The sequence below is a fragment of the Roseivirga sp. genome (genome assembly GCF_049099775.1).
In the GTDB taxonomy this organism is placed as follows: Bacteria; Bacteroidota; Bacteroidia; order Cytophagales; family Cyclobacteriaceae; genus Roseivirga.
The window spans coordinates 238,971-261,538 of record NZ_JAGDZM010000009.1 but is presented as its reverse complement, the minus strand read 5'-3'; the positions used below and the strand labels follow the sequence as shown (position 1 = coordinate 261,538).

The 22,568-nt window shown below is 40.0% G+C and carries 19 protein-coding genes; 7 read left to right on the top strand and 12 right to left on the bottom strand.

Annotation, left to right across the window (positions count from 1 at the left end):
- Positions 1 to 215: 215 nt before the first annotated feature.
- From JXQ92_RS15955 to JXQ92_RS15945, 3 genes are all read left to right on the top strand, one after another.
- Positions 216 to 3,440 carry a TonB-dependent receptor gene (locus JXQ92_RS15955; protein WP_421987636.1) on the top strand — a complete coding sequence of 1,075 codons (3,225 nt, stop codon included), beginning with the start codon at positions 216 to 218 and terminating at the stop codon, positions 3,438 to 3,440.
- A gap of 106 nt (positions 3,441 to 3,546) precedes the next feature.
- On the top strand, positions 3,547 to 4,344 hold the full coding sequence (locus tag JXQ92_RS15950; RefSeq protein ID WP_421987635.1) for an alpha/beta fold hydrolase: 798 nt from the start codon (positions 3,547 to 3,549) through the stop codon (positions 4,342 to 4,344).
- Positions 4,345 to 4,500: 156 nt separating this feature from the next.
- On the top strand, positions 4,501 to 5,913 hold the full coding sequence (locus JXQ92_RS15945; RefSeq protein WP_421987634.1) for a transglycosylase SLT domain-containing protein: 1,413 nt from the start codon (positions 4,501 to 4,503) through the stop codon (positions 5,911 to 5,913).
- Between the two features lies 1 nt (position 5,914).
- Here JXQ92_RS15945 and crtD read toward each other — a convergent pair whose 3' ends face one another.
- The 5 genes from crtD to JXQ92_RS15920 all read right to left on the bottom strand — a co-directional run bounded on the left by crtD (position 5,915) and on the right by JXQ92_RS15920 (position 12,355).
- Positions 5,915 to 7,378: a 1-hydroxycarotenoid 3,4-desaturase CrtD gene (crtD, locus tag JXQ92_RS15940; protein WP_421987633.1), complete on the bottom strand. Its 1,464-nt coding sequence runs from the start codon at positions 7,376 to 7,378 to the stop codon at positions 5,915 to 5,917.
- Between the two features lie 229 nt (positions 7,379 to 7,607).
- Entirely contained in the window at positions 7,608 to 8,858 is a 1,251-nt protein-coding gene (locus JXQ92_RS15935; protein ID WP_421987632.1) for an NAD(P)/FAD-dependent oxidoreductase, read from the bottom strand.
- Between the two features lie 4 nt (positions 8,859 to 8,862).
- On the bottom strand, positions 8,863 to 9,861 hold the full coding sequence (locus JXQ92_RS15930; RefSeq protein WP_421987631.1) for a 4-hydroxyproline epimerase: 999 nt from the start codon (positions 9,859 to 9,861) through the stop codon (positions 8,863 to 8,865).
- Positions 9,858 to 11,438 carry an aldehyde dehydrogenase (NADP(+)) gene (locus JXQ92_RS15925; protein ID WP_421987630.1) on the bottom strand — a complete coding sequence of 527 codons (1,581 nt, stop codon included), beginning with the start codon at positions 11,436 to 11,438 and terminating at the stop codon, positions 9,858 to 9,860. The genes JXQ92_RS15930 and JXQ92_RS15925 overlap by 4 nt, the downstream gene beginning before the upstream one ends.
- A gap of 2 nt (positions 11,439 to 11,440) precedes the next feature.
- Positions 11,441 to 12,355: a dihydrodipicolinate synthase family protein gene (locus JXQ92_RS15920; RefSeq protein ID WP_421987629.1), complete on the bottom strand. Its 915-nt coding sequence runs from the start codon at positions 12,353 to 12,355 to the stop codon at positions 11,441 to 11,443.
- 131 nt (positions 12,356 to 12,486) lie between these two features.
- Here JXQ92_RS15920 and JXQ92_RS15915 point away from each other — a divergent pair, with 131 nt between their 5' ends.
- Complete coding sequence (locus tag JXQ92_RS15915; protein ID WP_421987628.1) at positions 12,487 to 13,356, top strand: AraC family transcriptional regulator; 870 nt, start codon at positions 12,487 to 12,489, stop codon at positions 13,354 to 13,356.
- On the opposite strand, the gene JXQ92_RS15910 is transcribed toward JXQ92_RS15915, so the two are convergent.
- From JXQ92_RS15910 to JXQ92_RS15880, 7 genes are all read right to left on the bottom strand, one after another.
- Positions 13,353 to 13,949, bottom strand: coding sequence for a hypothetical protein (locus JXQ92_RS15910; RefSeq protein ID WP_421987627.1), 597 nt, complete (start codon positions 13,947 to 13,949; stop codon positions 13,353 to 13,355). The genes JXQ92_RS15915 and JXQ92_RS15910 overlap by 4 nt on opposite strands.
- 14 nt (positions 13,950 to 13,963) lie before the next feature.
- The gene (locus tag JXQ92_RS15905; RefSeq protein WP_421987626.1) at positions 13,964 to 15,292 is read right to left on the bottom strand and encodes an FAD-dependent oxidoreductase; all 1,329 of its coding nucleotides are present in this window, start codon (positions 15,290 to 15,292) and stop codon (positions 13,964 to 13,966) included.
- Positions 15,293 to 15,294: 2 nt separating this feature from the next.
- Positions 15,295 to 16,572, bottom strand: a complete 1,278-nt coding sequence (gene kynU, locus JXQ92_RS15900; protein ID WP_421987625.1) for a kynureninase — start codon at positions 16,570 to 16,572, stop codon at positions 15,295 to 15,297.
- Positions 16,572 to 17,066, bottom strand: coding sequence for a methylated-DNA--[protein]-cysteine S-methyltransferase (locus JXQ92_RS15895; RefSeq protein ID WP_421987624.1), 495 nt, complete (start codon positions 17,064 to 17,066; stop codon positions 16,572 to 16,574). Before JXQ92_RS15895 ends, kynU begins: the two co-directional genes overlap by 1 nt.
- On the bottom strand, positions 17,066 to 18,082 hold the full coding sequence (locus JXQ92_RS15890; RefSeq protein ID WP_421987623.1) for an amidohydrolase family protein: 1,017 nt from the start codon (positions 18,080 to 18,082) through the stop codon (positions 17,066 to 17,068). Before JXQ92_RS15890 ends, JXQ92_RS15895 begins: the two co-directional genes overlap by 1 nt.
- An 11-nt stretch (positions 18,083 to 18,093) precedes the next feature.
- The gene (locus tag JXQ92_RS15885) at positions 18,094 to 18,459 is read right to left on the bottom strand and encodes a four helix bundle protein (protein WP_421987622.1); all 366 of its coding nucleotides are present in this window, start codon (positions 18,457 to 18,459) and stop codon (positions 18,094 to 18,096) included.
- Positions 18,460 to 18,526: 67 nt separating this feature from the next.
- A complete protein-coding gene (locus JXQ92_RS15880; RefSeq protein WP_421987621.1) occupies positions 18,527 to 19,057 on the bottom strand; it encodes a 3-hydroxyanthranilate 3,4-dioxygenase in 531 nt (176 codons plus the stop codon).
- 90 nt (positions 19,058 to 19,147) lie between these two features.
- Between JXQ92_RS15880 and JXQ92_RS15875 the strand changes: the two genes are divergently transcribed.
- From JXQ92_RS15875 to JXQ92_RS15865, 3 genes are read left to right on the top strand one after another with little or no spacing between them, the layout of a single operon-like run.
- Entirely contained in the window at positions 19,148 to 19,936 is a 789-nt protein-coding gene (locus tag JXQ92_RS15875; RefSeq protein ID WP_421987620.1) for an SDR family oxidoreductase, read from the top strand.
- Positions 19,937 to 19,939: 3 nt separating this feature from the next.
- Positions 19,940 to 20,920 carry a dipeptidase gene (locus tag JXQ92_RS15870; protein WP_421987619.1) on the top strand — a complete coding sequence of 327 codons (981 nt, stop codon included), beginning with the start codon at positions 19,940 to 19,942 and terminating at the stop codon, positions 20,918 to 20,920.
- 2 nt (positions 20,921 to 20,922) lie between these two features.
- Positions 20,923 to 22,365, top strand: coding sequence for an aldehyde dehydrogenase (locus JXQ92_RS15865; RefSeq protein WP_421987618.1), 1,443 nt, complete (start codon positions 20,923 to 20,925; stop codon positions 22,363 to 22,365).
- Positions 22,366 to 22,568 lie beyond the last annotated feature (203 nt).

The following is a 22,568-nucleotide window of genomic DNA, read 5'->3' as shown; positions in this document are numbered from 1 at the left end:
ACTAAATTGCAGAGATAATTCTGTCAAAAACCATTTTTGAAAAATGCTTAAATGGTATGTTAAGAATAGGTTAAACGAATTGACTAAATGTAGCGTAATCATAACATTTAGTCAATATGACCAACCTTAAGAAGAATTATTTTTGCGTTGTAAAACGCGTGATAAGCGCACAAATTAAAGTGAATCAAAATCTAATCTACTTTAAATCATCTTCTATGAAAAGACAATTACTTCAGTTACTCATGGCTGGATTGATGCTTGTATTGGTAAATGCAGCATTCGGTCAGGGTACAACTACCTCTTCTATAAACGGAAGGGTAACAGATGTAAACGGTGAGACTTTACCGGGAGCAACTGTTGTTGCAGTACACACACCAAGCGGATCTCGCTATGGTAACATCACAAGTAGTGATGGGTATTACAGAATTCCTAACATGAGAGTTGGTGGTCCTTATACAGTGACCGTAACTTTTATTGGTTATAAAGAATTCAAGCAAGAGAATGTTTTCCTTACGTTAGGTCAAGCTTTCAAAATCAATGCAAAACTTACTGAGTCTTCTGTGACTTTGGAAGGTGTTGAGGTTGTAGCTGAAAGAGGTGGCGTTTTTGATGGAAACAGAACGGGCGCTGAAACTGTAGTAGGTATTCAGCAAATTAATGCTACTCCTACAGTAGCCAGAGCTATTGGTGACTTCGCAAGGTTTACACCACAAGCAACATTAGATGAAGGAAATGATGGTTTCTCAATTTCTATTGGTGGCCAAAACAACCGTTTAAACTCTATCTACATTGATGGTGCTATAAACAATGACATCTTCGGACTTGCTGGTTCTGGTACTAACGGTGGTCAAACTGGTGTTTCTCCAATCTCTATTGATGCGATTGAGCAATTCCAAATTCAGGTAGCTCCTTTCGACGTAAGGGTTTCAGGTTTTGCTGGTGGTGCGATTAACGCCGTAACTAGATCTGGTTCTAATGAGGTGGAAGGTTCTGCTTACTATTTCTTTAGAAACGAAGGATTAGCAGGAAAGACGCCTAGAGATGGTGAAGGATCAAGAGAGAGACTTGATGATTTTAGTGCTGAGACTTACGGTGTAAGAGTTGGTGGTCCAATCATTAAAGACAAATTATTCTACTTTGTAAACGTTGAGCAACAAAGAGATGAGACTCCTCAGCCATTTGATTTCGCTGATTATGATGGAGATGCTACTCAAGCTGACATCGATCAGTTGATCAATAAATTAAATGGTTTTGGTTATCAGCCAGGTTCTCTTAGTGGAAATCCAGTTGTTTTAGACTCTGATAAATTCACGGCTAAGATTGATTATAACATCAATCAAAACCACAAATTATCTGCACGATATTCTTACGTAAAGGCAGACAACATTGAAGGAGTAAGATCAAGCAACAGAACGTTAAACTTCTACAACAGGTCTGAGTCTTTCTTGTCTAAAACAAACTCACTTTCATTAGAGCTTTCTAGTTCATTTGGGTCTAACATGGCCAACAAATTAACAATTGGTTATATCGGAGTATCAGATGATAGAGATGCAACAGGTCAAGATTTCCCTACAGTAAATATTTCTGATGGACAGGGTTCAATCAGATTTGGTGCTGAGCCATTTTCTTCTGCAAACTTGTTAGAGACCAGTGGTTTCACTGTAAACAACAACTTAGAAATCTACAAAGGACGCCATACATTCGTTGTAGGTGTTAATGCTGAATTTTATTCTGTTGAGAACTTGTTTATTGCACAGAACTTTGGACAGTATTCTTACAATACTTTAAGTGACTTCTTAACTGATCAGCCAGCGACAGATTACGCTAGAAACTTCTCTAATGTTGATAACATCACGGGTGACGGTTCTGCGGCAGCAGCTGTATTTAACTCAGGTTTAATTGGTGCTTATGTTCAAGACGAATTCCAAGTAAATGATAACTTGAAATTGACTTTGGGTATTAGAATGGATGTACCTTACTTCGATGAAACTCCTACAAACAGTACTTTCAACAATCAGGCAATTCCTGAAATCGAAGCTGAAGGTTATGATTTAGCTGGTGCAGCAGTTGGTAATTTCATCAACTCAAGAGCTACTTTCGCTCCAAGATTTGGATTCAACTGGGATGTAAACGGTGACAGGACTCTTCAAGTAAGAGGTGGTGTTGGTGTATTCACTTCAAGAGTTCCTTTAGTATGGCCAGGTGGTGCATACAATAACAACGGACAGAACTTAGGTTTTGTAGACGAGAATGATTTCGATGCTATCTTCAGACCTGACGTTAACAATCAGCCAGGTGTTATTGATCCAACGGTTCAGTCTGGTAACATTGATTTATTTGTTGAAGATTTCAGAGTACCACAAGTTGCTAAATTCAACTTAGCTGTTGATAAGAGACTTTCTAATGGATGGATTTGGTCAGTAGATGCACTTTGGACAAAAACAATCCACGGGATTAGTGTTCAAAACGTAAACGTTGGTCAGTCAGTTGGTAACCTAACAGGTACAGGTGATAACAGACCTATCTATAACAGAAGAGATGAAGTAGTTCAGTCTAATAACTATGGTAGAATTTCTGTGACTAGTAACACAGGTAGAGGTTATGCTTACAACTTCTCAAGTACGTTGACTATGCCATTAACAAACGGTTTCCAAGGAAGCGTTTCTTACTCTTATGGTGATGCTTTTGCAGTATTTGATGGTACGTCTTCTCAAAACTCATCTCAATGGAGAGGTTTACACGCAATCGGTGGTAGAAACTTTGATCAAGCATTGACTAGATCTAATTTCTCTCAAGGACATAGAGTAATTGCACAAGCTTCTTACAGATTTGAGTATTCTAAAGGATTGGCTACTCAAATTGGTCTTGTATATGAAGGACGTTCTGGTTCTCCATTCTCTTACATCTACAATGACAATGGTAACCTTACGAGCGAAGATTCTCGTGAGAGATCTTTAATCTATGTTCCATTAAATGCTAGCGATATCAACTTAGTTGACGATGCTAATGCTGGAACTGCTGGAGAACAATGGGCTGCTTTAAATTCATTCATCGTTAATGATCCTTATTTGAGTACAAGAAGAGGTCAGTATGTTGAGAGAAACAGAAACAGAGAGCCATTCACAAACATCTTCGATTTAAGATTATTGCAAGAGTTTGAGATTAACGCAGGTGGTAAAAAGCACACGCTTCAGTTAACTGCAGATATCTACAACTTTGGAAACTTATTGAACAGAGATTGGGGTAGAAGATACTTCGTGCCTCAAGATTTCCAATTATTAAACTTTGAAGGTTTCCAAGCTGACGGTACAACTCCAAATTTCACTTTTGATGGTGTTGATGGAAATGATCCTTCTGATGGAAACATTGATGATTCAGGTTTGATTAGCTCTAGATGGCAAGGTCAAATTGGTATTAGATATACTTTTGGTGGTAACTAAGAACTGCTAAAGTTTATAAGAAACCCCCTCATGGAATTTTCCATGAGGGGGTTTTCGTTTTTAGGCAAATAGTTTTTCAAACCTTATTTTAAGAAACTTGTTACATTTGCAGCTACCAGTTATGCTCTATTACAAAACATACGAACATAAGTCTTCCAATGAATGGGTAACCTTTATTCATGGGGCCGGAGGTAGTTCGTCTATTTGGTACAAACAAGTCAAAGATTTCAAAGATCATTTTAATGTGCTCTTGATAGACTTAAGGGGGCATGGTAAGTCACAAGAAGTGTTTGAAAGATATTTTTCTAATGAGTATAACTTTGAAAATATCTCTCAAGATGTTGTGGAGGTGCTCGATCATCTGAAGATTGAAAAATCGCACTTTGTCGGAATTTCGTTAGGAACCATCCTAATGAGGACAATTTGTGAGATAGCGCCAGATCGTGTTAAATCTCTGGTAATGGGTGGGGCAGTAACGAGGCTTAATGTAAGGTCTAAGATGCTAGTGGCCCTCGGAAATGCCACTAAGAAGTTTATCCCGTACATGTGGCTGTATAAATTCTTTGCTTGGATTATCATGCCAAGAAAGAGAAACCAGGAGTCAAGAATTCTCTTTGCAAACCAAGCCAAAAAACTCTGTCAGAATGAGTTTGTTCGATGGTTTGGATTGACATATAAAATCAATCCTTTACTTCGTTATTTCAACGAAAATGACACAGAACTCCCTACGCTTTATTTAATGGGAGATGAAGATTACATGTTCCTACCACAAGTAATGAAGTTGGTAGAATCACACCGTACGTCAAGCTTACAAGTTGTTCCTAATTGTGGTCATGTGTGCAACGTGGAGCAACCAGAATTCTTTAATGCTAAGGCGATCAATTTCATCGCCAGTAATGCTTGAATCTGAGTCTAGGAAGCGCATTTTTTGAATTGCTTGTCATGTTGACTATATTCTAACATGACTGCTACACTAATTCGACGATGCTGTCGATTAACTGTCATCTTAATTTTCATCTGTTTTATCTCTTTAAGTTGTTCAAAGGATAAGTCTACAAGGATGGTTCAGGCAGAGATTGGGCCTGATATTGCCGCCGTGGATTTTGATCTGGATAAAATTCGTGAACGCGGAAGCCTCATCGCGGTCGTTGATAATAGCACGACAGGTTATTTTATATATAGAGGTAAACCCATAGGCTATGAATATGAATTACTAAGTCGACTAGCAGACTATCTCAAAGTTGAATTAGATGTTCAAATTACTGCTGACATTCAAGGTGCCTTTAATATGCTCAATAGTGGAAAGGCGGATATAATGGCTTATCATTTGGCCGTGACAAAAGAAAGGAATGAACGCTTTGCCTTTACCGAGCCACATAATAATGTGCCGCAGGTTTTAGTACAAAGAAAGCCCGAAAATTGGCGTCAATTAAAACTCCATGAAATAGAAGAAACACTCATAAGAAACCCAATCGATCTTGGAGGAGAGACGGTCTATGTAAGGAAAGGTTCTTCTTTCACAGACAGATTGAACAACCTGTCAGACGAGATCGGAGAAGATATCAATGTAGTTGAAATACCTGGAGCGGTAGATACAGAAATGCTTATTAGAGATGTGCTAGACGGTAAAATAAAGTATACAATTGCCGATCAAGATGTAGCGTTGATAAATGAAACGTATTACCCAAGCATTGATGTAGAGACCCCAATAAGTTTTCCTCAAAAGATATCTTGGGCCGTAAGGAAGAATTCAGTCGACCTTAAAAATGTAGTCGATGATTGGCTGATTGATATGAAAAAGTCGCCAGACTTTTATGTGATATACAATCGCTATTTCAAGAGTAGAAAAACACAAAATATTAGGGTGAAGAGTGCATATTCATCTTGGTCCAAAGAGAAGATTTCTCCGTACGATGATTTGATAAAAAAAGCATCAGAAAAATTGGATATGGATTGGTTGTTGCTCACTTCTATCATTTTTCAAGAATCGAAATTTGACCCTAAATCAGAATCTTGGGTTGGTGCGCAAGGCTTAATGCAGCTTACTTCGAATGTGGCAGAAGAGTACGATGTAGATGATGTTTTTGACCCTGAAGAAAACGTTAAGGCTGGAGTAGAACACTTGGCTTGGTTAATGGATTATTGGAAAGAAGAAATTCTTGATAGGGATGAGATGATTCGATTCGTTTTAGGCTCTTATAATGTAGGACAAGGGCACGTGAGAGATGCCATGAAGTTAGCCGAAAAGTACGGAGATGATCCTTTGAATTGGGATGAGAGCGTTGCGAAATACTTAATCTTAAAATCCACACCTCAATATTATAAAGACCCAGTAGTTACCTATGGTTATTGCCGAGGAGAAGAACCTGTAAAGTACGTCAGGGAAATTTTGCACCGTTATGATCAGTACTTACAATTCTATAGATCACCTGAAACACCCAATGATTCAACGTTCGTAATCGATAGTAAATAGTCTACCTGAGATTATCCACAGCAATTTTTGCAGAAAGTAAGCTCAGTGGAATTCCACCACCAGGGTGAACACTTCCGCCGCAGAAGTACAAATGCCTTATCTTTTTAGAAAAGTTAGGGTGTCTCAAGAAAGCCGCATACTTGTTATTCGAGCTATTTCCATAAAGTGCCCCGCCAACAGAACTAGTACGTATTTCGATAGTTCTAGGGTCTAGAATGTCTTCAACTTCGATTAGTGATTCAATGTCAGCATTGAGCATCTTCGAGAGCTTTTTGATAATGTTGGCTCTGGCTTTTTGAACGAGAGCATCCCAGTCTTGCCCTTGATTATTAGGGACATTGATCATCGTAAACCAATTCTGAGCACCTTTTGGAGCATCTGAAGGGTTTTGAGTACTAGAAATGTTTATGTAAACCGTTGGGTCTTCATAGATATCACCAGTTTTAAAGATGTGTTCGAATTCCTTTTTGTAATTCTCAGAGAAGAATATGTTGTGTAAGTCAAGTTTTTTAAACTCCTTCTTAATACCCCAATAGAAAATTAAAGCAGAGCTAGATTTGGGCTGTGAAAGTAGTTTTTTAGGCTGAAACTGATCCTTTAATAGTTTTTTGTAAGTCGCCACCATATCCATATTCGACACTACAATGTCCGATTTATGGAATCCCATTTCCGTATTTACACCTTTGGCATGGCCTTCGAAAACAACTATGTTTTTTACAGGCCTGTTAAAGTGGAACTGAACACCAACTTTTTTAGCCAATTCATAGAGGCTATTGGTGATGTCGTGCATTCCCTTTTCTGGGAAATAAGCCCCTAAGCCAAATTCTAGATGTGGAATGATATTGAATGTGGCTGGAGTTTGATAAGGGTCCGAACCATTATAAGTGGCGTACCGATTAAAGAGTTGAACGGTTTTTTCGTTCTTAAAAAGGCCTCTATTGGCCTGATTCATTGTTTTGTTGAAGTTGAATTTTGAGAGTTTAGAAAATGCTTTTAGGGCTTTTCCACCAAGCCAAGTACTTGATTTATGCAATGACTTCTCCATAAATACCGGAGCAAGTTTGTTGTAAAGCAAGGCGCTTTGCTCAAGACTCGCCTCTATATTTTCTTTAGGTTCGCCTAGTTTCTCTTCAAATTCCTTAATTATTTTTTGTCGATCTGACCAAGCGGTGAATTCCGTTCCATCAGGATAAAAGTACTGGCAAGTAGTATCGAGCTTTTTGTACTGGAAATAATCAGCCGCTTCAATCTTATGTAGATCGAAAAGGTCTTCTATTTGCTCTGGTAATGTTAACAAAGAAGGGCCAGCATCAAATCTATATTTTCCTAGCCTGATTTCAGTCAGTTTTCCGCCAGGATAGTCATTAGCTTCAAATACAGATACAACAAATCCTCTTTTAGCAAGTCGGATTGCCGCAGCTAAGCCTCCCATTCCAGAGCCAATCACAATAGCTGATTTGCTCATTATGTCAGTACAGTTTATTCAGTCAGTCAGAAAGTCCTATGAACTTAGTGAACCGGAAAATGGCACAGGAAGTCCAGATTTACAAATCGTTTTAAGTATTTAGGTATAAAAAAGTGTTGTTCGGATACAAATATGTGTATTTGATCACAATTTAACCCATCTCCAGCAATTTTAGAGACAAACATTTGTTCAGAAATATAAAAAAAGGATTCTAGACTTATAGAATTTGTTAAAAGTATCGGTCAACGTTGAGTAAATTGGATTTAATGTCGGCTGATTGACCTAAAATATTCTGTGTCAACAGTTTACCAGTGATTGGGCCTAGTGTCCAGCCCAGCATGGCATGGCCAGTTCCGACAAAAAGATTTTTAAACGTTTTAGTTGATCCGATATAAGGGAGGCCATCTGGTGTACAAGGTCTGAGTCCGGCCCATGGTTTCACGTCATCAAAATTATAAGATTGGTATTCAGGGATAGCTGTTTTTACTGAGTCAATTATACCTTGAACCCTGCGTTCATTAATGTTATGGTTTAATCCTGTGATTTCCATAGTGCCGGCCACGCGAAAGCCATCTAGGGTAGGTGTAGTAGCTACTCTGGCTTCAACTAGAATTGAAGGAAGTTTGGGAGATACTGGAGGGTTTTTAATGGTAAAACTATATCCTTTTCCCGGTTGAAGTGGTAATTTAAGTTTTAACCATTGTAATAAAGTAGGCGACCAAGAACCAGCCGCAACCACGAAGTCATCAGCCTGATAGTTTCTTTTATCAGTAATGAATTCGGTGATCTTTTCTCCTTTAGTATTGATCGCCTGTAACTCAGTATTGAAATCAAGTTTTATGCCTCGTTTTATTAAAAGTGACTTAAATTTCTCCATAAATACATTGGGAGTCATCCATCCATCACAACCAAAATAAACCGCACCAGCCATATCATAATTCACGTTCGGGTCAAGCCGTTCTGTTTCAGCCTTACTCACCACATTCGCATCTAAGCCAAATTGATTAGCAATTTCAGCAAGTTCAATCTCGTGTTTTAAGGCTTCTTTGGTCTGGCAAATCATTAATAGACCAGGTTTGTGATAGCCAGCTTCTATACCCTCTTCGGCTATAATCTCTTCGTATAATGATTGACTTTTTGTCGTGAGTTCATTGAGTACTGGTATCGCCGCTTTGACTCTTTTATTGGTAGATGCCTTTTTAAAGAGCCATCCCCAAGTGAGTAAATCACGACTAAGCTTTGGTTGAATGTAGAAAGGGCTTTTCTTATTTAGCATCCATTTCAGGCCTTGGTTAATAATACCTGGTGATGCTAGGGGAATTATATGGCTTGGCGAAACATAACCGGCGTTGCCATATGAGCAATTATCAGTTCCGTCAGTTCCATCAATAACTGTTACGTCAAGTCCAGCTTTGTTCAAATAGTAGGCAGTACTTAAGCCAACTATTCCAGCACCAACAATTACTACCTTTTTACTCATCTTTTTAGATTACTGAAAACCCATGTGCGTATGGATCATCATCGTCGATAATGATATTATTATGTCCTGTGATTCGTGCCCAACCTTTAATGCTGGGTATAATGGCGTCGAATGATCCTACTTTTGAAATGTCTTCTACTTTTCCGATAAACTGACTGCCAATGATACTTTCATGAACAAATTCATCCCCATTGCGCAGTTTACCTTTCGCAGCCCATTGAGCCATTCTAGCCGAAGTGCCTGTGCCACATGGCGATCTGTCAATTGCCTTTTCGCCGTAAAAAACTGCGTTACGGGCGGTGGATTCTGTTTTTGTTGGTTTGCCAGTCCACATTAAATGACTCATTCCTTTTATAGTCTCATCATTGGGGTGAACAAATGAGAAGTTCTTATTCATATAATCTCTTATCGCTCTGCTCCACCCAATAAGTTGTAAAGCACTATAGTCTGCCATATCTCTATAACCTTCCTGTGGATCAATTATAGCATAGAAATTACCCCCATAGGCCACATCTACCTTCAGTGTACCGAAATCGGGGCACTCTACCTCTATATCAGTAGCGGCTAGATAGGATGGGATGTTCGTTAATTTGACTGAAGTTACTTTCTCGCCGTCTTGCTCATAGTCTATCTTAACCAAACCAGCAGGCGTTTCTAGCCTTAGCTTTCCTTTTTCTTTAGGAACAACAAGCCCCTCTTCAATCATAAAAGTTACTGTGCCGATTGTTCCATGGCCGCACATCGGTAAGCAGCCACTAGTTTCAATATAAAGCACCCCGATATCGTTTTTTGGATCGCTTGGTGGATATAAAATGGAACCAGACATCATATCATGTCCACGAGGTTCGAACATAAGGCCTTTTCGAATCCAATCGTATTCTTGGATAAAGTGCTGCCTTTTTTGGCTCATATTATCGCCAGTAAGCAATGGTCCGCCGCCGGCTACCAGTCTTACCGGGTTGCCACAGGTGTGGCCATCGATACAAAAAAACCTTTTGCTCATGATACTGCTGCTTTAGTCAGTGTGCCGTTAATCGTTCTCCAAATGTTAAGTGGATTGTTGTTCTTTAAGGCATCTGGAAGCAAATGATCTGGCCAATTTTGGTATGATATTGGTCTGGCAAACCTAGAAATGGCTGCAGTACCCACTGAAGTAGTTCTTTGATCGGTAGAAGCTGGATATGGACCACCATGTTGCATTGAATGGCATACTTCTACGCCGGTAGGAACACCATTAAATAAGATTCGCCCTACTTTAACACTCAAGGCATCCGCCACCTCAGAATGCTTCTCCATGTCGTTTTCGGTAGCCACCATTGTTCCCGTGAGTTGACCATGCATTGCGTTTGCCACCGCTAGCATTTCGGAAGTGTCTTCACAAGCGACTACCATTGTAAAAGGGCCAAAAATTTCTTCATGCAGCTTAGGGTTTTCCAAAAATGCAGCTGCACTTACTTTGGCGGTAAGAGGTTTTCCTTTATTCGATCCTGGATTAGCGTCTTCACCAATTATTTCTACGCCAGTCTGTTCGATTATTGTTCCTCTATGCGCATAATAACTAGTCGATATCTTTTCGTTTAGCATCGTTACTGCCTCTTTAGCAGCCAGGTTCTTACTCAGCGTTTCAATAAACTGATCTAAAGCAGTTGATTTGACGCCGATGAGCAAACCAGGGCTCGTACAGAACTGTCCAACACCGAGCGCTACAGAATTGGCAAAAGTGTTACCTAGTCCTTCTGGGTCGGACGATAATTTGTCCGGCATAAGAAAGCTAGGGTTGGTGCTGCCCATTTCTGCATATACAGGAATAGGTTCAGGCCTCTGGTTAGCCAGGTCAAAGATTGCTCTACCACCTCTTAAAGAACCCGTAAACCCGACTGCTTTTACTTTGGGGTGTTTAACTAGCTGCTGACCTGCAGAAATACCTCCGTTTACCATAGAAAATGTTCCATCCGGCATTCCACATTTTTCTACAGCACGCAACACTGCTTGTGATACTAAGTCATTCGTTCCCAAATGTGCTTCATGACCTTTGACTATAACTGGATTTCCTGCGGCAAGTGCCGACGCTGTATCTCCGCCTGCCGTAGAAAAAGCTAAAGGGAAATTACTTGCTCCAAATACTGCTACAGGACCTAATGGAATTTGTATTTTTCTTAAATCGACTTTTGGGATAGGCTGTCGATCAAGAATAGCGGTGTCAATATTTACATCAAGCCAAGATCCGTCTCGTAAAACACCAGCAAACATCTTCAATTGGTTACAAGTACGACCTCTTTCGCCCTGAAAACGACCTAAAGGAAGTCCGGATTCACCACTTGCTCTTTCCAAAAGCGTATCGCCTAAGGACATGATCTCCTCAGCAATGGTTTCTAAAAACTGAGCCCTTTTTTCGTATGAAATGGCTTTATATGTACCGAAAGCTTCTTGTGCTTTTTCAACAGCTGCGTTTATTTCTTCAGGAGTCGCAGCAAAAAAGTCTTCCGTAAAAGTTGACCCATCGGCAGGGTTGTAAGCTTTTAGTACTTCATTTCCATTTGAAGAAGCATCGTTTCCTATGTAATTTTTACCTGTAATCATTGTTATAGATTTAAGTAGTCTGGTAAAGTAGGTCTAGTGGCTAGCCCTTCTTCAATAATACGCAAAACGTGCGCTCTTTCATCGCCATAAAGCGGCAATCTTGGCGCTCTTACATGTTCGGTACCAATTCCAGTGGCAACTTCCGCAAGCTTAATGTTTTGAACAAGTTTGGCATTAATATCCAATTCCAGAAGCGGTAAAAACCACCTGTAAATTTCAAGCGCTTCATCATATCTGCCTGCTTTTCTTAGTCTATAAATGGCTACGGTTTCTCTTGGGAAAGCACATACCAAACCGGCTACCCAACCACCAGCACCCATAAAAAGGCTTTCAAGCGCCAGTGTATCTACACCAGAAAGAATTTTAATGCGATCTCCAAAGCGATTGATTAATCTAGTGATGTTCGAAATATCTCTGGTAGACTCTTTCACTGCTTGGATATTCTCACATTCGATCAACTCCTCAAACATATCTAAGGTCACTTCAATTTTATAATCTACTGGGTTATTGTAGACCATAATAGGTAAGTCTGTTGAATTAGCTACAGCCTTAAAATAAGTTACCGTTTCTAAATCATCTGCTTTATATCGCATGGGAGGGAGCATCATCAGTCCGCTAGCGCCATTTTTTTGTGCCTTTTCGGCCGCTAATATCGCTCCTTTGGTGGTTTGCTCTGCAATATTCATTACCACAGGAACTCGTCCGTTACAAATGTCGGTGGCTGTTTTTACTAACGTATCCTTTTCATCTTCCATGAGTGAACTAGCTTCACCTAACGTTCCTCCAAGAATAATTCCGTCTACTCCAGCTGCCAATTGCGCCTGAATGTTTGTTTCGAACATCTCAAGGTCGAGCTGATCGTCTGCGGTAAATTTTGTGGTGACTGCGGGGTAAACCCCTTCCCATTGTACTTTCATGATGATTCTCTGATTAATTACTCAAAAGTACGTGGGTTGATCTAGACTTATTAATCAGATATTTACGAATACTAATAAGATATTATCATTAATAATTAAATTAGTGATCAATATATGATTATATAATACTAGTGAAGGCCTTACCTTTTAAAATTCCAAAAACAGAACAGAATTCATTTCACACTCAACTAGATGAAGAACCTTACTTCTATGATACACTGCATCAACATCCTGAAATTCAGGTTACTTTAATTGAGAAGAGTTACGGGACACTTATTCATGGAGATTATTTAGGAAGTTTTATACCTGGGGATGTCTTTGTGATTGGTGCCAATGCTCCTCATGTTTTTAGGAATGATAAGTTGTTCTACAATCAAAGCATTTCCAACTCTGCTAAGGCGCTCACCTTTTTCTTTGATGAAAATACTTTAGGCAAGGCTTTTCTCGAGTTGCCTGAGGCAAGAGATTTGGCTGCATTTATCAGCAAACTAGATAGGGGAATAAAGTTTACAGGCTTGGAATTGATGCCAATTAGGGACAACATAAGAGCGTTGTTTCAAGCCGATGGAATGGATAGAATTATCGCATTGCTCAAGGTATTGAAGAAATTAATGTATGCTGAAAAGTATGAGTTTCTTTCGCAACATATTCCTGCCAAAAGAGTGAGCGACATTGAAGGGAAGCGACTCAATGATATATTCAACTTCACAATCAAGGAGTATGCTAGGCCAATACAATTGGAAGAAGTGGCTGCTCTATCCAATTTAACGAAGACTGCTTTTTGCCGATACTTTAAACAGCATACTAGAAAAACCTATCTCGATTTCCTGAATGAGTATAGGATAGGGCAGGCATGTAAAATGCTTTCAGATCGCTCAAAACCAATTGCTCAAATTGCTTTTGACTGCGGCTTTAACAATCTCAGTAATTTTAACAGAAGGTTCAAAAGTTTGAAAGGCGTATCACCACGAATTTATACTCAGCAAAAAGCCATGCTTTAGTTCGCACTTTTATCTTTTGCGAAAATATACCCAAGTTCTATACTAAAGTTTGTAGTGGCTTCCGAGGTTACAAAACTGGGAGAAACAATCAAATAATTTTTCCCGGGCAGCACCAAACTAATACCAAGAGAAGAGGCTGTATTTCCATTGGTAGCAGAAACGGCAAAGAATGGCAGTACGTTGAATTTATTAATATCTCCAATCCGTTTTGAAAGGCTTGCACCAAGAACAAAGTCGTTTACATCGACGGTGTTTAGAGCAAAATTGTAACCAACAGTAGCACCTATGTTTGTGCCATTCTCAGTCTTAACTAACAGATAATTGATAGTAGGAGTGAATGTATCAATACGAGAACCAAACCCGAAAATAGGTGGGTTGTCGAAAGTACTGTAAATGAGCCCATAATCGAACCGACCACCGCTTGTAAAAATTGCAGATGCAGAGTAGATTTTGTTGGCTACAAAGTCTGAACTAGCTTGGCCTATTCCTACTGAAAAACCATTTTGATCTGGCCTCATATAAACACTCTGGGCAAGTGAAATATTGAGGGTTAAGCAAATAAGTACAATTGAAAGTGCGATTATTCTAACCATGACCGAGAGTTGAATTATTGATGAACTTCATCAATGATAGCCTCAAAATCTAAATTTTTCCAATCCTTTTCTATGGCTGGTCTGGAAAGTACATCGTCCATAATGGCTTGTTGCTTATTGCCCCGTGCAATGGCTTCCGAGTAGCGGAGATCGCTAAAAGTGACCATTGAATATAGCGGTATCCATTTTTCTGGATAAAGCTGGTTTAGCTTCTTTTCAATTTTCTTTTGTAACACGAACTTCTCATCTGCTACTTTATCACGCATTTCTATGAAGTTGTATAAAGCCAGATCTGCTATTGCATTACCATCGGGAATCCTAAGTGCTTGATATTCTTTAAGGAGATCATCATTGATTTTACCGTGTTTTTCAAGGAGTTGATCAAAGACATGACAATCCTCAAACCCGGAGTTCATGCCTTGACCATAGAATGGAACTATGGCATGAGCTGAGTCTCCAATCAGAGCCGTTTTTCCTTTTACCCATGGGTCGCAACGCACTGTAATTAAGCTTGAGGTTGGGTTCTCTAAGAACTCCTTTTTCAGATTAGGTAAGTGCGGGACTGCATCTTTGAATTTCTCATGGAAAAAGACCTCCACATCGGCCTCAGTTCGAATAGATTCAAAGCTAGTTTTACCTTCAAACGGGAAGAATAGGGTACAAGTGAAGCTTTTGTCCAAGTTTGGTAAGGCAATCAACATGTATTCACCTCTTGGCCAAATATGGAGCGCGCTTGGATCAATTGCATAATCACCATTCGCCGTTGCAGGCATTGTCAATTCTTTATATCCGGCAGAAATGTATTCTTGTGAAAAATTAAAACGATCTGTTTTTTGCATTGCGTTTCTTAGCGCTGAAAATGCCCCATCTCCACCAAAAAGGAAGTCTGCCTCTGCAGTATTGCCATTGTCAAAAACAGAAGTGGCTGTGTTAAAATCAACGTCAATACATTTATGTTCAAACATTATTTGAACACCGTTGGCTTCGGCCTCATTCATAAGCAGCCAGTTTAGTCCACCTCTTGATACGGAGTTAATAAACTCGCCTTCTTTTCCATAAGGCTGGAAGTCTAAATTGCCTTCCACGTCGTGGATCATTCGACCTGGCATCGGAATACAACTTTCTTGTATTTTATCTTTAAGACCGACGTTCTCAAGCGCTTTCAGACCCCTATGGCTTAGGGCCAAATTGATCGATCGCCCGCCGATAGCACCTGCCTTGCGCATGTCAGGTCTTCTTTCAAAAATTGTTACGTTATACCCTCTTTTCGCAAGGGATATAGAGAGTAGCGATCCGACAAGGCCGGCACCTAGGATACTGATTTTTTGTTGCGCTTTATCCATGCTTAAATTTTTTCGATATGCTGTCTGAGGATTCTTGCAAAGTGGTATACGTCTTCGAATGAGTTATATAGCGGCACAGGCGCCACTCTTATCACGTTCGGTTCTCGCCAATCTGAAATTACACCTTCAGCGGATAGTGCGTCAAAAAGCATCTTGCCATTTTTGTGGCAGAATATAGACAATTGACAACCTCGACTTGCGGGATCTTTAGGCGTAATGACTTCGAAGATATTGTCGTTGCCACTTAGCTCATTCACTAAAAATTCCATGTATCCGGTAAGCATTAGACTCTTTTCACGGAGTGCTTTTATACCAACTTTATCGAAGATTTCTAAAGCGGCTAAGTGTGCCGCACTTGACAATACATTTACATTGCTTAGTTGCCAGCCGTCTGCGCCAGACATCGGTATAAAACCCTTTGTCATTTCGAAACGAGTAGATTCTTCTTGACCCCACCAGCCAGCAAAGCGAGGAAGGGTTGCATCATTTGCGTATCGCTCATGAACGAAAATTCCAGAAACATTTCCCGGGCCACTATTCAAATATTTATAGCTACACCACGTAGCAAAGTCTACTCCCCATTCGTGTAGAGAAAGCGGCACGTTACCCATGGCATGGGCTAAGTCCCAGCCCACTTTGGCACCTGCTTCTTGCCCTTTTTTGGTGATCTTTTCAATGTCGAAAAGTTGACCTGTATAGTATTGAACCCCACTTAATAGAACCAGTGCCAATTCATCTCCAGCGTCGTCAATTGCACTAAGTATGTCTTCTGTTCTTAGGTTATGTTCACCCGATCTCGGTTTTAATTCAACTAAGGTTTCGTCAGGGTTTAAGCCGTGATGTTTGATTTGGGTCTCAAACATATACTGGTCGGAGGGAAAGGCTCCGGCTTCGGCGATAACCTTAAATCTATCTTTTGAGGGTCTATAAAAGGAGACCATTAGTAGATGAAGATTCACCGTTAATTGATTCATGGAAACTACCTCGATAGGTTTGGCACCGACAATTTTGGCCAATGAATCTTTAAGGAATTTGTGATAATGCATCCAAGGCCTTTTGCTATCCTTGAAGTGTCCTTCAACCCCATACATTTCCCAATCCTTCATTTCTTGTTCCACAAAAGATCGTGCTGTTTTAGGTTGAAGCCCTAGCGAGTTGCCTGTGAAATAGAAAGCTTCTTTACCATTCACTTTCGGAATGTGAAATAAGTCTCTGCAGGACTTTAAAGGATCTTGTTCATCAAGAGTTTTTGCGAATGAAAGACTGTTTTCGAAATTCATTAAAACATACTAGTTTGGTTCTGGCCTGGCATGCTTTTTTCATGCCTCAAAAGCCATTCTTTTTTATCTAATCCTCCGGCATAGCCTGTTAAACTGCCATCCGTTCCTATAACTCTATGACACGGAATAATCACAGCGATAGGGTTCTTACCGTTTGCCGAGCCAACTGCTCTTATTTTCTTTATATCGCCTAGTTTTGTGGATTGTTTAGCGTAGGTAGAAGTTTTTCCGAAAGGAATTGTTAAAAGGCTCTGCCAAACTTCTTTCTGAAATTCGGTGCCTTCAGGATCAACTGGAATATTAAATTCCTTCCTTTTTCCAGCGAAATACTCTTTCAACTGCTTTTTACAATTTCTAACCGTTAAGGGCAGTACGCCTTCAGTTTCCCTTTCTTCTCGGTCTATAAAGCTGACCATTTTAATGGCATCAGCATCCCCAATAATTTTTATCCTCCCTAAGGGGGAGTCCATATAGGTAATCGCGGTGTTTCTCATTATTCAAATTTGCTCAAAGGAAGGTCGAGCCATTCCAAAGTGGCGTTACAAAAAATATCCTCAACTATTTCATTAGAAAGCCCCATTTCTTCAATGTAAGCGCCTATTTCTAGGTCACCTAAAGGGAAAGGGTAATCCGATCCTAAGGTAATTCTTTTAGAACCCTGCATTTCCAAAACGTATTTCAATAAATGCGGATCGTGGGTAATGCAATCAATCCAAAACTTACCAACGTATTCTCTGGGGTTGATGGGGTTGTCAATGGCGACTAAGTCTGGTCTGCAATTAAATCCATGTTCTACCCTACCAAGGGTAGGAAGAAATGAGCCTCCGGCATGAGAAAAGTTAACGCGCAAGTCTGGCAGCCTTTCTAGCACGCCCCCAAATATAAGTGAGCACGCTGCACGTGAGGTTTCGGCTGGCATACCTACAAGCCATGGAAGCCAGTATTTTTCCATGCTATGAAATCCCATCATATTCCACGGGTGAATCATAATGGCCATACCTAACCGCTCGCAAGCTTCAAAAATTGGAAAAAAGCGAGGGCTGCTCAGGTTTTTATCATTGATGTTTGAGCCAATTTGAATACCTGGAAGGTTCAGCTCGTTTTTACATCGCTCAAGTTCTTGGATGGCCAACTCTTCATCCTGCATTGGAATTGTTGCCAATCCTATGTAGTTCTTTGGATACTTATTGCAGAGGTCCGCAATATGGTCGTTCAAATACTGCGAAACCTCTAATGCATCTTTTGGCTTAGCATCATAGGAGAACATCACCGGAATGGTGCTCACCACTTGCACCTGCGTACCGTGAGTTGCATATTCTTCTATCCTTAATTCCGGATGCCAGCAGTTGGCTTGAATTTCTCTAAAGAATTTTGACCCCTTCATCATCATGGCAGCCCCTTCTTTGTGATGATGCAGATGAATGAACTCACCATATCCGAACTTATCTGTCCATTTTGGCAGATGCTCGGGTATAATATGAGTATGCATGTCGATTTTTAATTTAGTCATTTGCTAAGTTGTCAATTGTCACTTGCAGCTTTTCCAAGAGTTTTAATATATGCGTTTAACGATTTGTGTAAGTCATTCAGTTGTTCGTTCAGTTTTTCATATATGACCACATCAATGATCTGTCTTCGGTTACATTTACCTAACCAGTTCTGGGTTTCTGTTAAAGAACCTCGAGAATAAAAGCAAAATTGTCTATTTTCTTTATAGAAAAACCTACCATAACCTTCTGCTATATTTGCACTTATAGAATCGGCACTTCTTGCCAGCTGTTTGCCGATGGTATCTTTTTCGAAGTAGCTCATTTTTGTGACTAATTGCCATATCTCGTCAGAGATTTCATTGGCGCGCTGGTATATTCTCAGTTCTTCGAGTTTCATAAGCTGTGTGTATTAAGAGATAGTCAAAATTGACCAATATCTGGTGACCAATGTCCAATAACCAGACTTATTCCACAAATCGTGGGTCACTTTCCATCGTATAGCCACAGTTTTTGCATGTTCGTAATTCTTCTGAGGCGTAGAACGCTTTGAACCTTGGAAGAAAGTCTTTTTCAATATTTGTTAAAGGAAAATAGGTATCGTGAAGCTTGTCGTTGCACTTGTCGCAGAACCACATTAAGCCATCCGTATGGTTTGCATTTCTAACGCGTTCTATCACAAGTCCAATTGAGCCTTCTTTCCGCATGGGTGAGTGCGGTACTTTAGGTGGGTGGAGGTACATGTCTCCTGGGCCTAAATTAATATCGACAGCTTTTCCGTTTTCCTGAATTCTAACGGTTATTTCACCTTCAAGCTGATAAAAAAGCTCCTCGGTTTCGTTATAATGATAATCTTTACGTGCATTTGGACCGGCTACTATCATTACAATATAGTCGGTGCCCTCTGGATAAAGATTCTTGTTTCCGACAGGTGGTTTCAATAAATCGCGATTCTCCTCGATCCATTTATTTAAGTTGAAAGGTTTCCTAATGCCCATTTTCCTTCTATTTAACTAGCCTCTAATTTAGGGAAATTCGCCATAGGACTCTCTTCGATTTTCATAACTTTGATTGATACGCTTAAACCTATGGATTTAAATTTAAAAGGAAAGAATGCCTTCGTTTGTGGTAGTACACAAGGGATAGGTAGAGCAATTGCAGAAGAATTAGCGGCTTTGGGGGCCAATATTACTTTATGCGCTCGGAATGAGAAATCGCTTGAATCGGTAAAGACTGATTTGTCAACTACCGATGGCCAAATGCACCAGATTTTAGTAGCTGATTTTTCTAAACCAGATTCACTAAACCAACTTGTTTCCGATCACCTTGAGCAAGGAAATCAATATCAAATATTGATTAATAATACGGGAGGTCCTCCCGGTGGGCAGGCAATAGACGCAGGGATTGATGAATTTAGAATTGCTTTTAATCAACACCTTATTTGCAATCAAATATTAGCCCAAGCGCTTTCTCCAGGAATGAAGACGGCAGGTTTTGGCAGAATTGTGAACATCATTAGTACATCAGTGAAAATACCCCTTAATGGATTGGGTGTATCCAATACGATTAGAGGCGCCGTTGCCAATTGGTCTAAAACGCTGGCCAATGAATTAGGTCAGTTTGGTATTACTGTTAATAATGTTTTGCCTGGTGCTACAGCAACACAAAGACTCAGTTCAATCATAGAAAACAAAGCAAACAAGACAGGCAAAAGTATAGCTGAAGTAGAGCAAGCCATGAGATCCAGTGTCCCAGCCAATCGTTTTGCGGAGGCAAAGGAAGTTGCAGCCGCAGCGGCCTTTTTATGTGCCCCGGCCGCCTCTTACATCAATGGAGTCAATTTGCCAGTAGATGGTGGAAGGACAGGAAGCTTATAATTTATGCGAAATTTCCCAATTATTGATTTGCACTGCGACTTGTTGGTTTATTTATTAATGAACCCTGACGCACGAGCTGACGGAACAGCTTTTGGTGCTGGCCTTCCTTATTTACAAGAGGGCAATGTGGCTTTGCAAGTAATGGCTATTTATACGGCAGTAGAAGCAGAGAGCTCTCAAAAAGGCATAATACAGTCAGTTATTTATAAGAATTTATTAGACGATTATGCCGATAGTTTTTATCAGGCTGATGCAGAATTTAAACCTACTGAAAAAGGTGTAGGAATGGTCGCTTCTTTAGAAAGTGCTTCGGGCCTATGCAATGAGGAAGAACCACTAGACAATGCCTTTAAAAATCTAGAAACGATTCTTGAAAATGTGGGCAGACTGTTTTACATCAGTTTTACTCATCATGCTGAAAATAGATTTGGTGGAGGAAACTATGCTACTGCTGGTTTAAAGAAAGATGGCGAGGCATTATTAGACTATATGTCCGGTAAACAAATTGCTATTGATTTATCGCATACTTCGGATGCCTTAGCCCACGATATTCTTGACTATACTTATAAAAGTGGTTTAGAGGTGCCAGTTATCGCAAGCCATTCGAATTTTAGAGATATATGGGATCACCCGCGTAATTTAACAAGAGAAAATGCGCAAGAAATAGTGGATAGAAAAGGTCTAATCGGAGTGAATTTTTTAAGAGCTTTCTTAAATAATGATAGCCCAGAAGCGCTTTTAGATCATATTAATTATGGTTTTGGTCTTTCGGGTGGAAAAGAAGCCATGGCTTTTGGTGCCGATTTCTTCTATACGGGAGATTTTCCAGACCCTGCAAGACTCCCATACTATTTTCCGCAACACGAAAATGCTACGAAGTATCAAGGGATTTTAGAAGAACTGTCTGATAATTTAACAGAATCACAATTGTCTGCATTGGCCCATCAAAATGCAGAAAGATTTATCGCCTCAAATTGGAAATAAACATGGAAATCATTCGCAATTATATCAATGGGGAATTAGTTGACGCACATGGAGGTGGGTCATTCGATAATTATAACCCAGCTATAGGTAAAGTTTATAGTACGATTCCTGATTCGAAGGAAGCTGATGTTCAGGCAGCAGTAGACGCAGCTTCGGACGCGTTTCCGTCTTGGTCGGCTACAAGCCGAGCATATCGCTCTGACATTCTGCTTAAAATTGCTGACTTAATTGACAAAAATCATGATCGACTAGCGGCTGCAGAATCTAAAGACAATGGCAAGCCAATAAAACTGGCTAGCAGAGTAGATATACCCAGGGCTTCGGCCAATTTTAGGTTTTTCGCCACATCTATTTTACATGAATCTTCAGATTCACATCAGTCCGATGGGCAAGCTATAAATATTACTTTACGCACGCCGATCGGTGTCGTTGGTTGTATTTCGCCTTGGAACCTACCTTTATATCTGTTTACCTGGAAGATCGCTCCGGCACTTGCCGCAGGGAATACGGTAATTGCAAAGCCTTCTGAGGTTACACCAATGACGGCCTTCTTGCTTTCAGAATTGTGCATAGAGGCAGGCTTACCAGCAGGCGTTCTAAATATTGTTCATGGCAATGGACCAATTGCAGGTCAGGCGATAACAGAACACCCCGATATTAAAGCCATATCATTTACAGGAGGTACAGAAACAGGAAAGAGAATTGCTGCTACGGCTGCCCCAATGTTTAAAAAGCTATCCTTAGAACTGGGTGGAAAAAACCCCAATATCATTTTTGCAGATTGTGATTTTGAAGAAGCACTGAAGACTTCTGTACATTCGAGTTTTGCAAATCAAGGCCAGATTTGCCTTTGTGGCTCGCGAATTTTTATCGAACGATCGATTTATGAAAAATTTAAAAACGCTTTTGTCAATAGAGTGGAAGGTCTTAATGTAGGCGACCCTTCAAATGAAAAGACTAATCTTGGCGCTGTTGTTTCTAAAGGGCATATGGAAAAGGTATTGGGCTATATTAAATTAGCTAAGGCGGAAGGGGGACAGGTATTAACTGGAGGTTACCAAGTGCAGCTCGACGGAGAATTATCCAATGGATATTACATTGCGCCAACAGTGTTTGAGCAGCTTCCATTTGACTGTCGGACAAACCAAGAAGAAATCTTCGGGCCTGTAGTTACATTGACTCCTTTTGATACAGAAGAAGAAGTCTTAATGATGGCAAATAGTACCGTTTATGGCCTTTCAGCTACGATTTGGACTAATAATTTAAAAACCGCAAACCGAGTAAGTAACAGCTTAGATTCAGGCATAGTCTGGGTAAATTGTTGGTTGTTTAGAGACCTAAGAACACCCTTCGGAGGAGTGAAGAAAAGCGGCCTTGGAAGGGAAGGAGGCTGGGAAGTATTGGACTTTTTCAGTGAAAAGAAGAATGTATGTATGAAGCTATAAATTTGCTTTGTATAGCAAAAAAGGCGATTTGAGAATTGTAGCCCATAATTCGGCAGAAGTACATCAAAGATTTAGAAATTATTGATTTGTTAAATTTTATTTAATTAAAAATCCTACTAAATTTGAAGTACTTCACAAGAATAGTAGACTTGTGTAATGAAAAAGAATACAATTTACCGCCCGGTAAATTTAAGATAAGTCTG

Bases quoted from the DNA above. Each gene is read 5' to 3' on its own strand.
- JXQ92_RS15945 (WP_421987634.1), top strand. From the start codon at position 4,501: ATGGTTCAGGCAGAGATTGGGCCTGATATTGCCGCCGTGGATTTTGAT.
- JXQ92_RS15875 (WP_421987620.1), top strand. From the start codon at position 19,148: ATGGATTTAAATTTAAAAGGAAAGAATGCCTTCGTTTGTGGTAGTACA.
- JXQ92_RS15920 (WP_421987629.1), bottom strand. From the start codon at position 12,355: ATGAAAGTACAATGGGAAGGGGTTTACCCCGCAGTCACCACAAAATTT.
- JXQ92_RS15905 (WP_421987626.1), bottom strand. From the start codon at position 15,292: ATGGATAAAGCGCAACAAAAAATCAGTATCCTAGGTGCCGGCCTTGTC.
- JXQ92_RS15865 (WP_421987618.1), top strand. From the start codon at position 20,923: ATGGAAATCATTCGCAATTATATCAATGGGGAATTAGTTGACGCACAT.
- JXQ92_RS15895 (WP_421987624.1), bottom strand. From the start codon at position 17,066: ATGAGAAACACCGCGATTACCTATATGGACTCCCCCTTAGGGAGGATA.
- JXQ92_RS15930 (WP_421987631.1), bottom strand. From the start codon at position 9,861: ATGAGCAAAAGGTTTTTTTGTATCGATGGCCACACCTGTGGCAACCCG.
- JXQ92_RS15910 (WP_421987627.1), bottom strand. From the start codon at position 13,949: ATGGTTAGAATAATCGCACTTTCAATTGTACTTATTTGCTTAACCCTC.
- JXQ92_RS15870 (WP_421987619.1), top strand. From the start codon at position 19,940: ATGCGAAATTTCCCAATTATTGATTTGCACTGCGACTTGTTGGTTTAT.
- JXQ92_RS15935 (WP_421987632.1), bottom strand. From the start codon at position 8,858: ATGAGTAAAAAGGTAGTAATTGTTGGTGCTGGAATAGTTGGCTTAAGT.
- JXQ92_RS15890 (WP_421987623.1), bottom strand. From the start codon at position 18,082: ATGACTAAATTAAAAATCGACATGCATACTCATATTATACCCGAGCAT.
- JXQ92_RS15880 (WP_421987621.1), bottom strand. From the start codon at position 19,057: ATGGGCATTAGGAAACCTTTCAACTTAAATAAATGGATCGAGGAGAAT.
- JXQ92_RS15885 (WP_421987622.1), bottom strand. From the start codon at position 18,459: ATGAAACTCGAAGAACTGAGAATATACCAGCGCGCCAATGAAATCTCT.
- JXQ92_RS15955 (WP_421987636.1), top strand. From the start codon at position 216: ATGAAAAGACAATTACTTCAGTTACTCATGGCTGGATTGATGCTTGTA.
- kynU (WP_421987625.1), bottom strand. From the start codon at position 16,572: ATGAATTTCGAAAACAGTCTTTCATTCGCAAAAACTCTTGATGAACAA.
- crtD (WP_421987633.1), bottom strand. From the start codon at position 7,378: ATGAGCAAATCAGCTATTGTGATTGGCTCTGGAATGGGAGGCTTAGCT.
- JXQ92_RS15925 (WP_421987630.1), bottom strand. From the start codon at position 11,438: ATGATTACAGGTAAAAATTACATAGGAAACGATGCTTCTTCAAATGGA.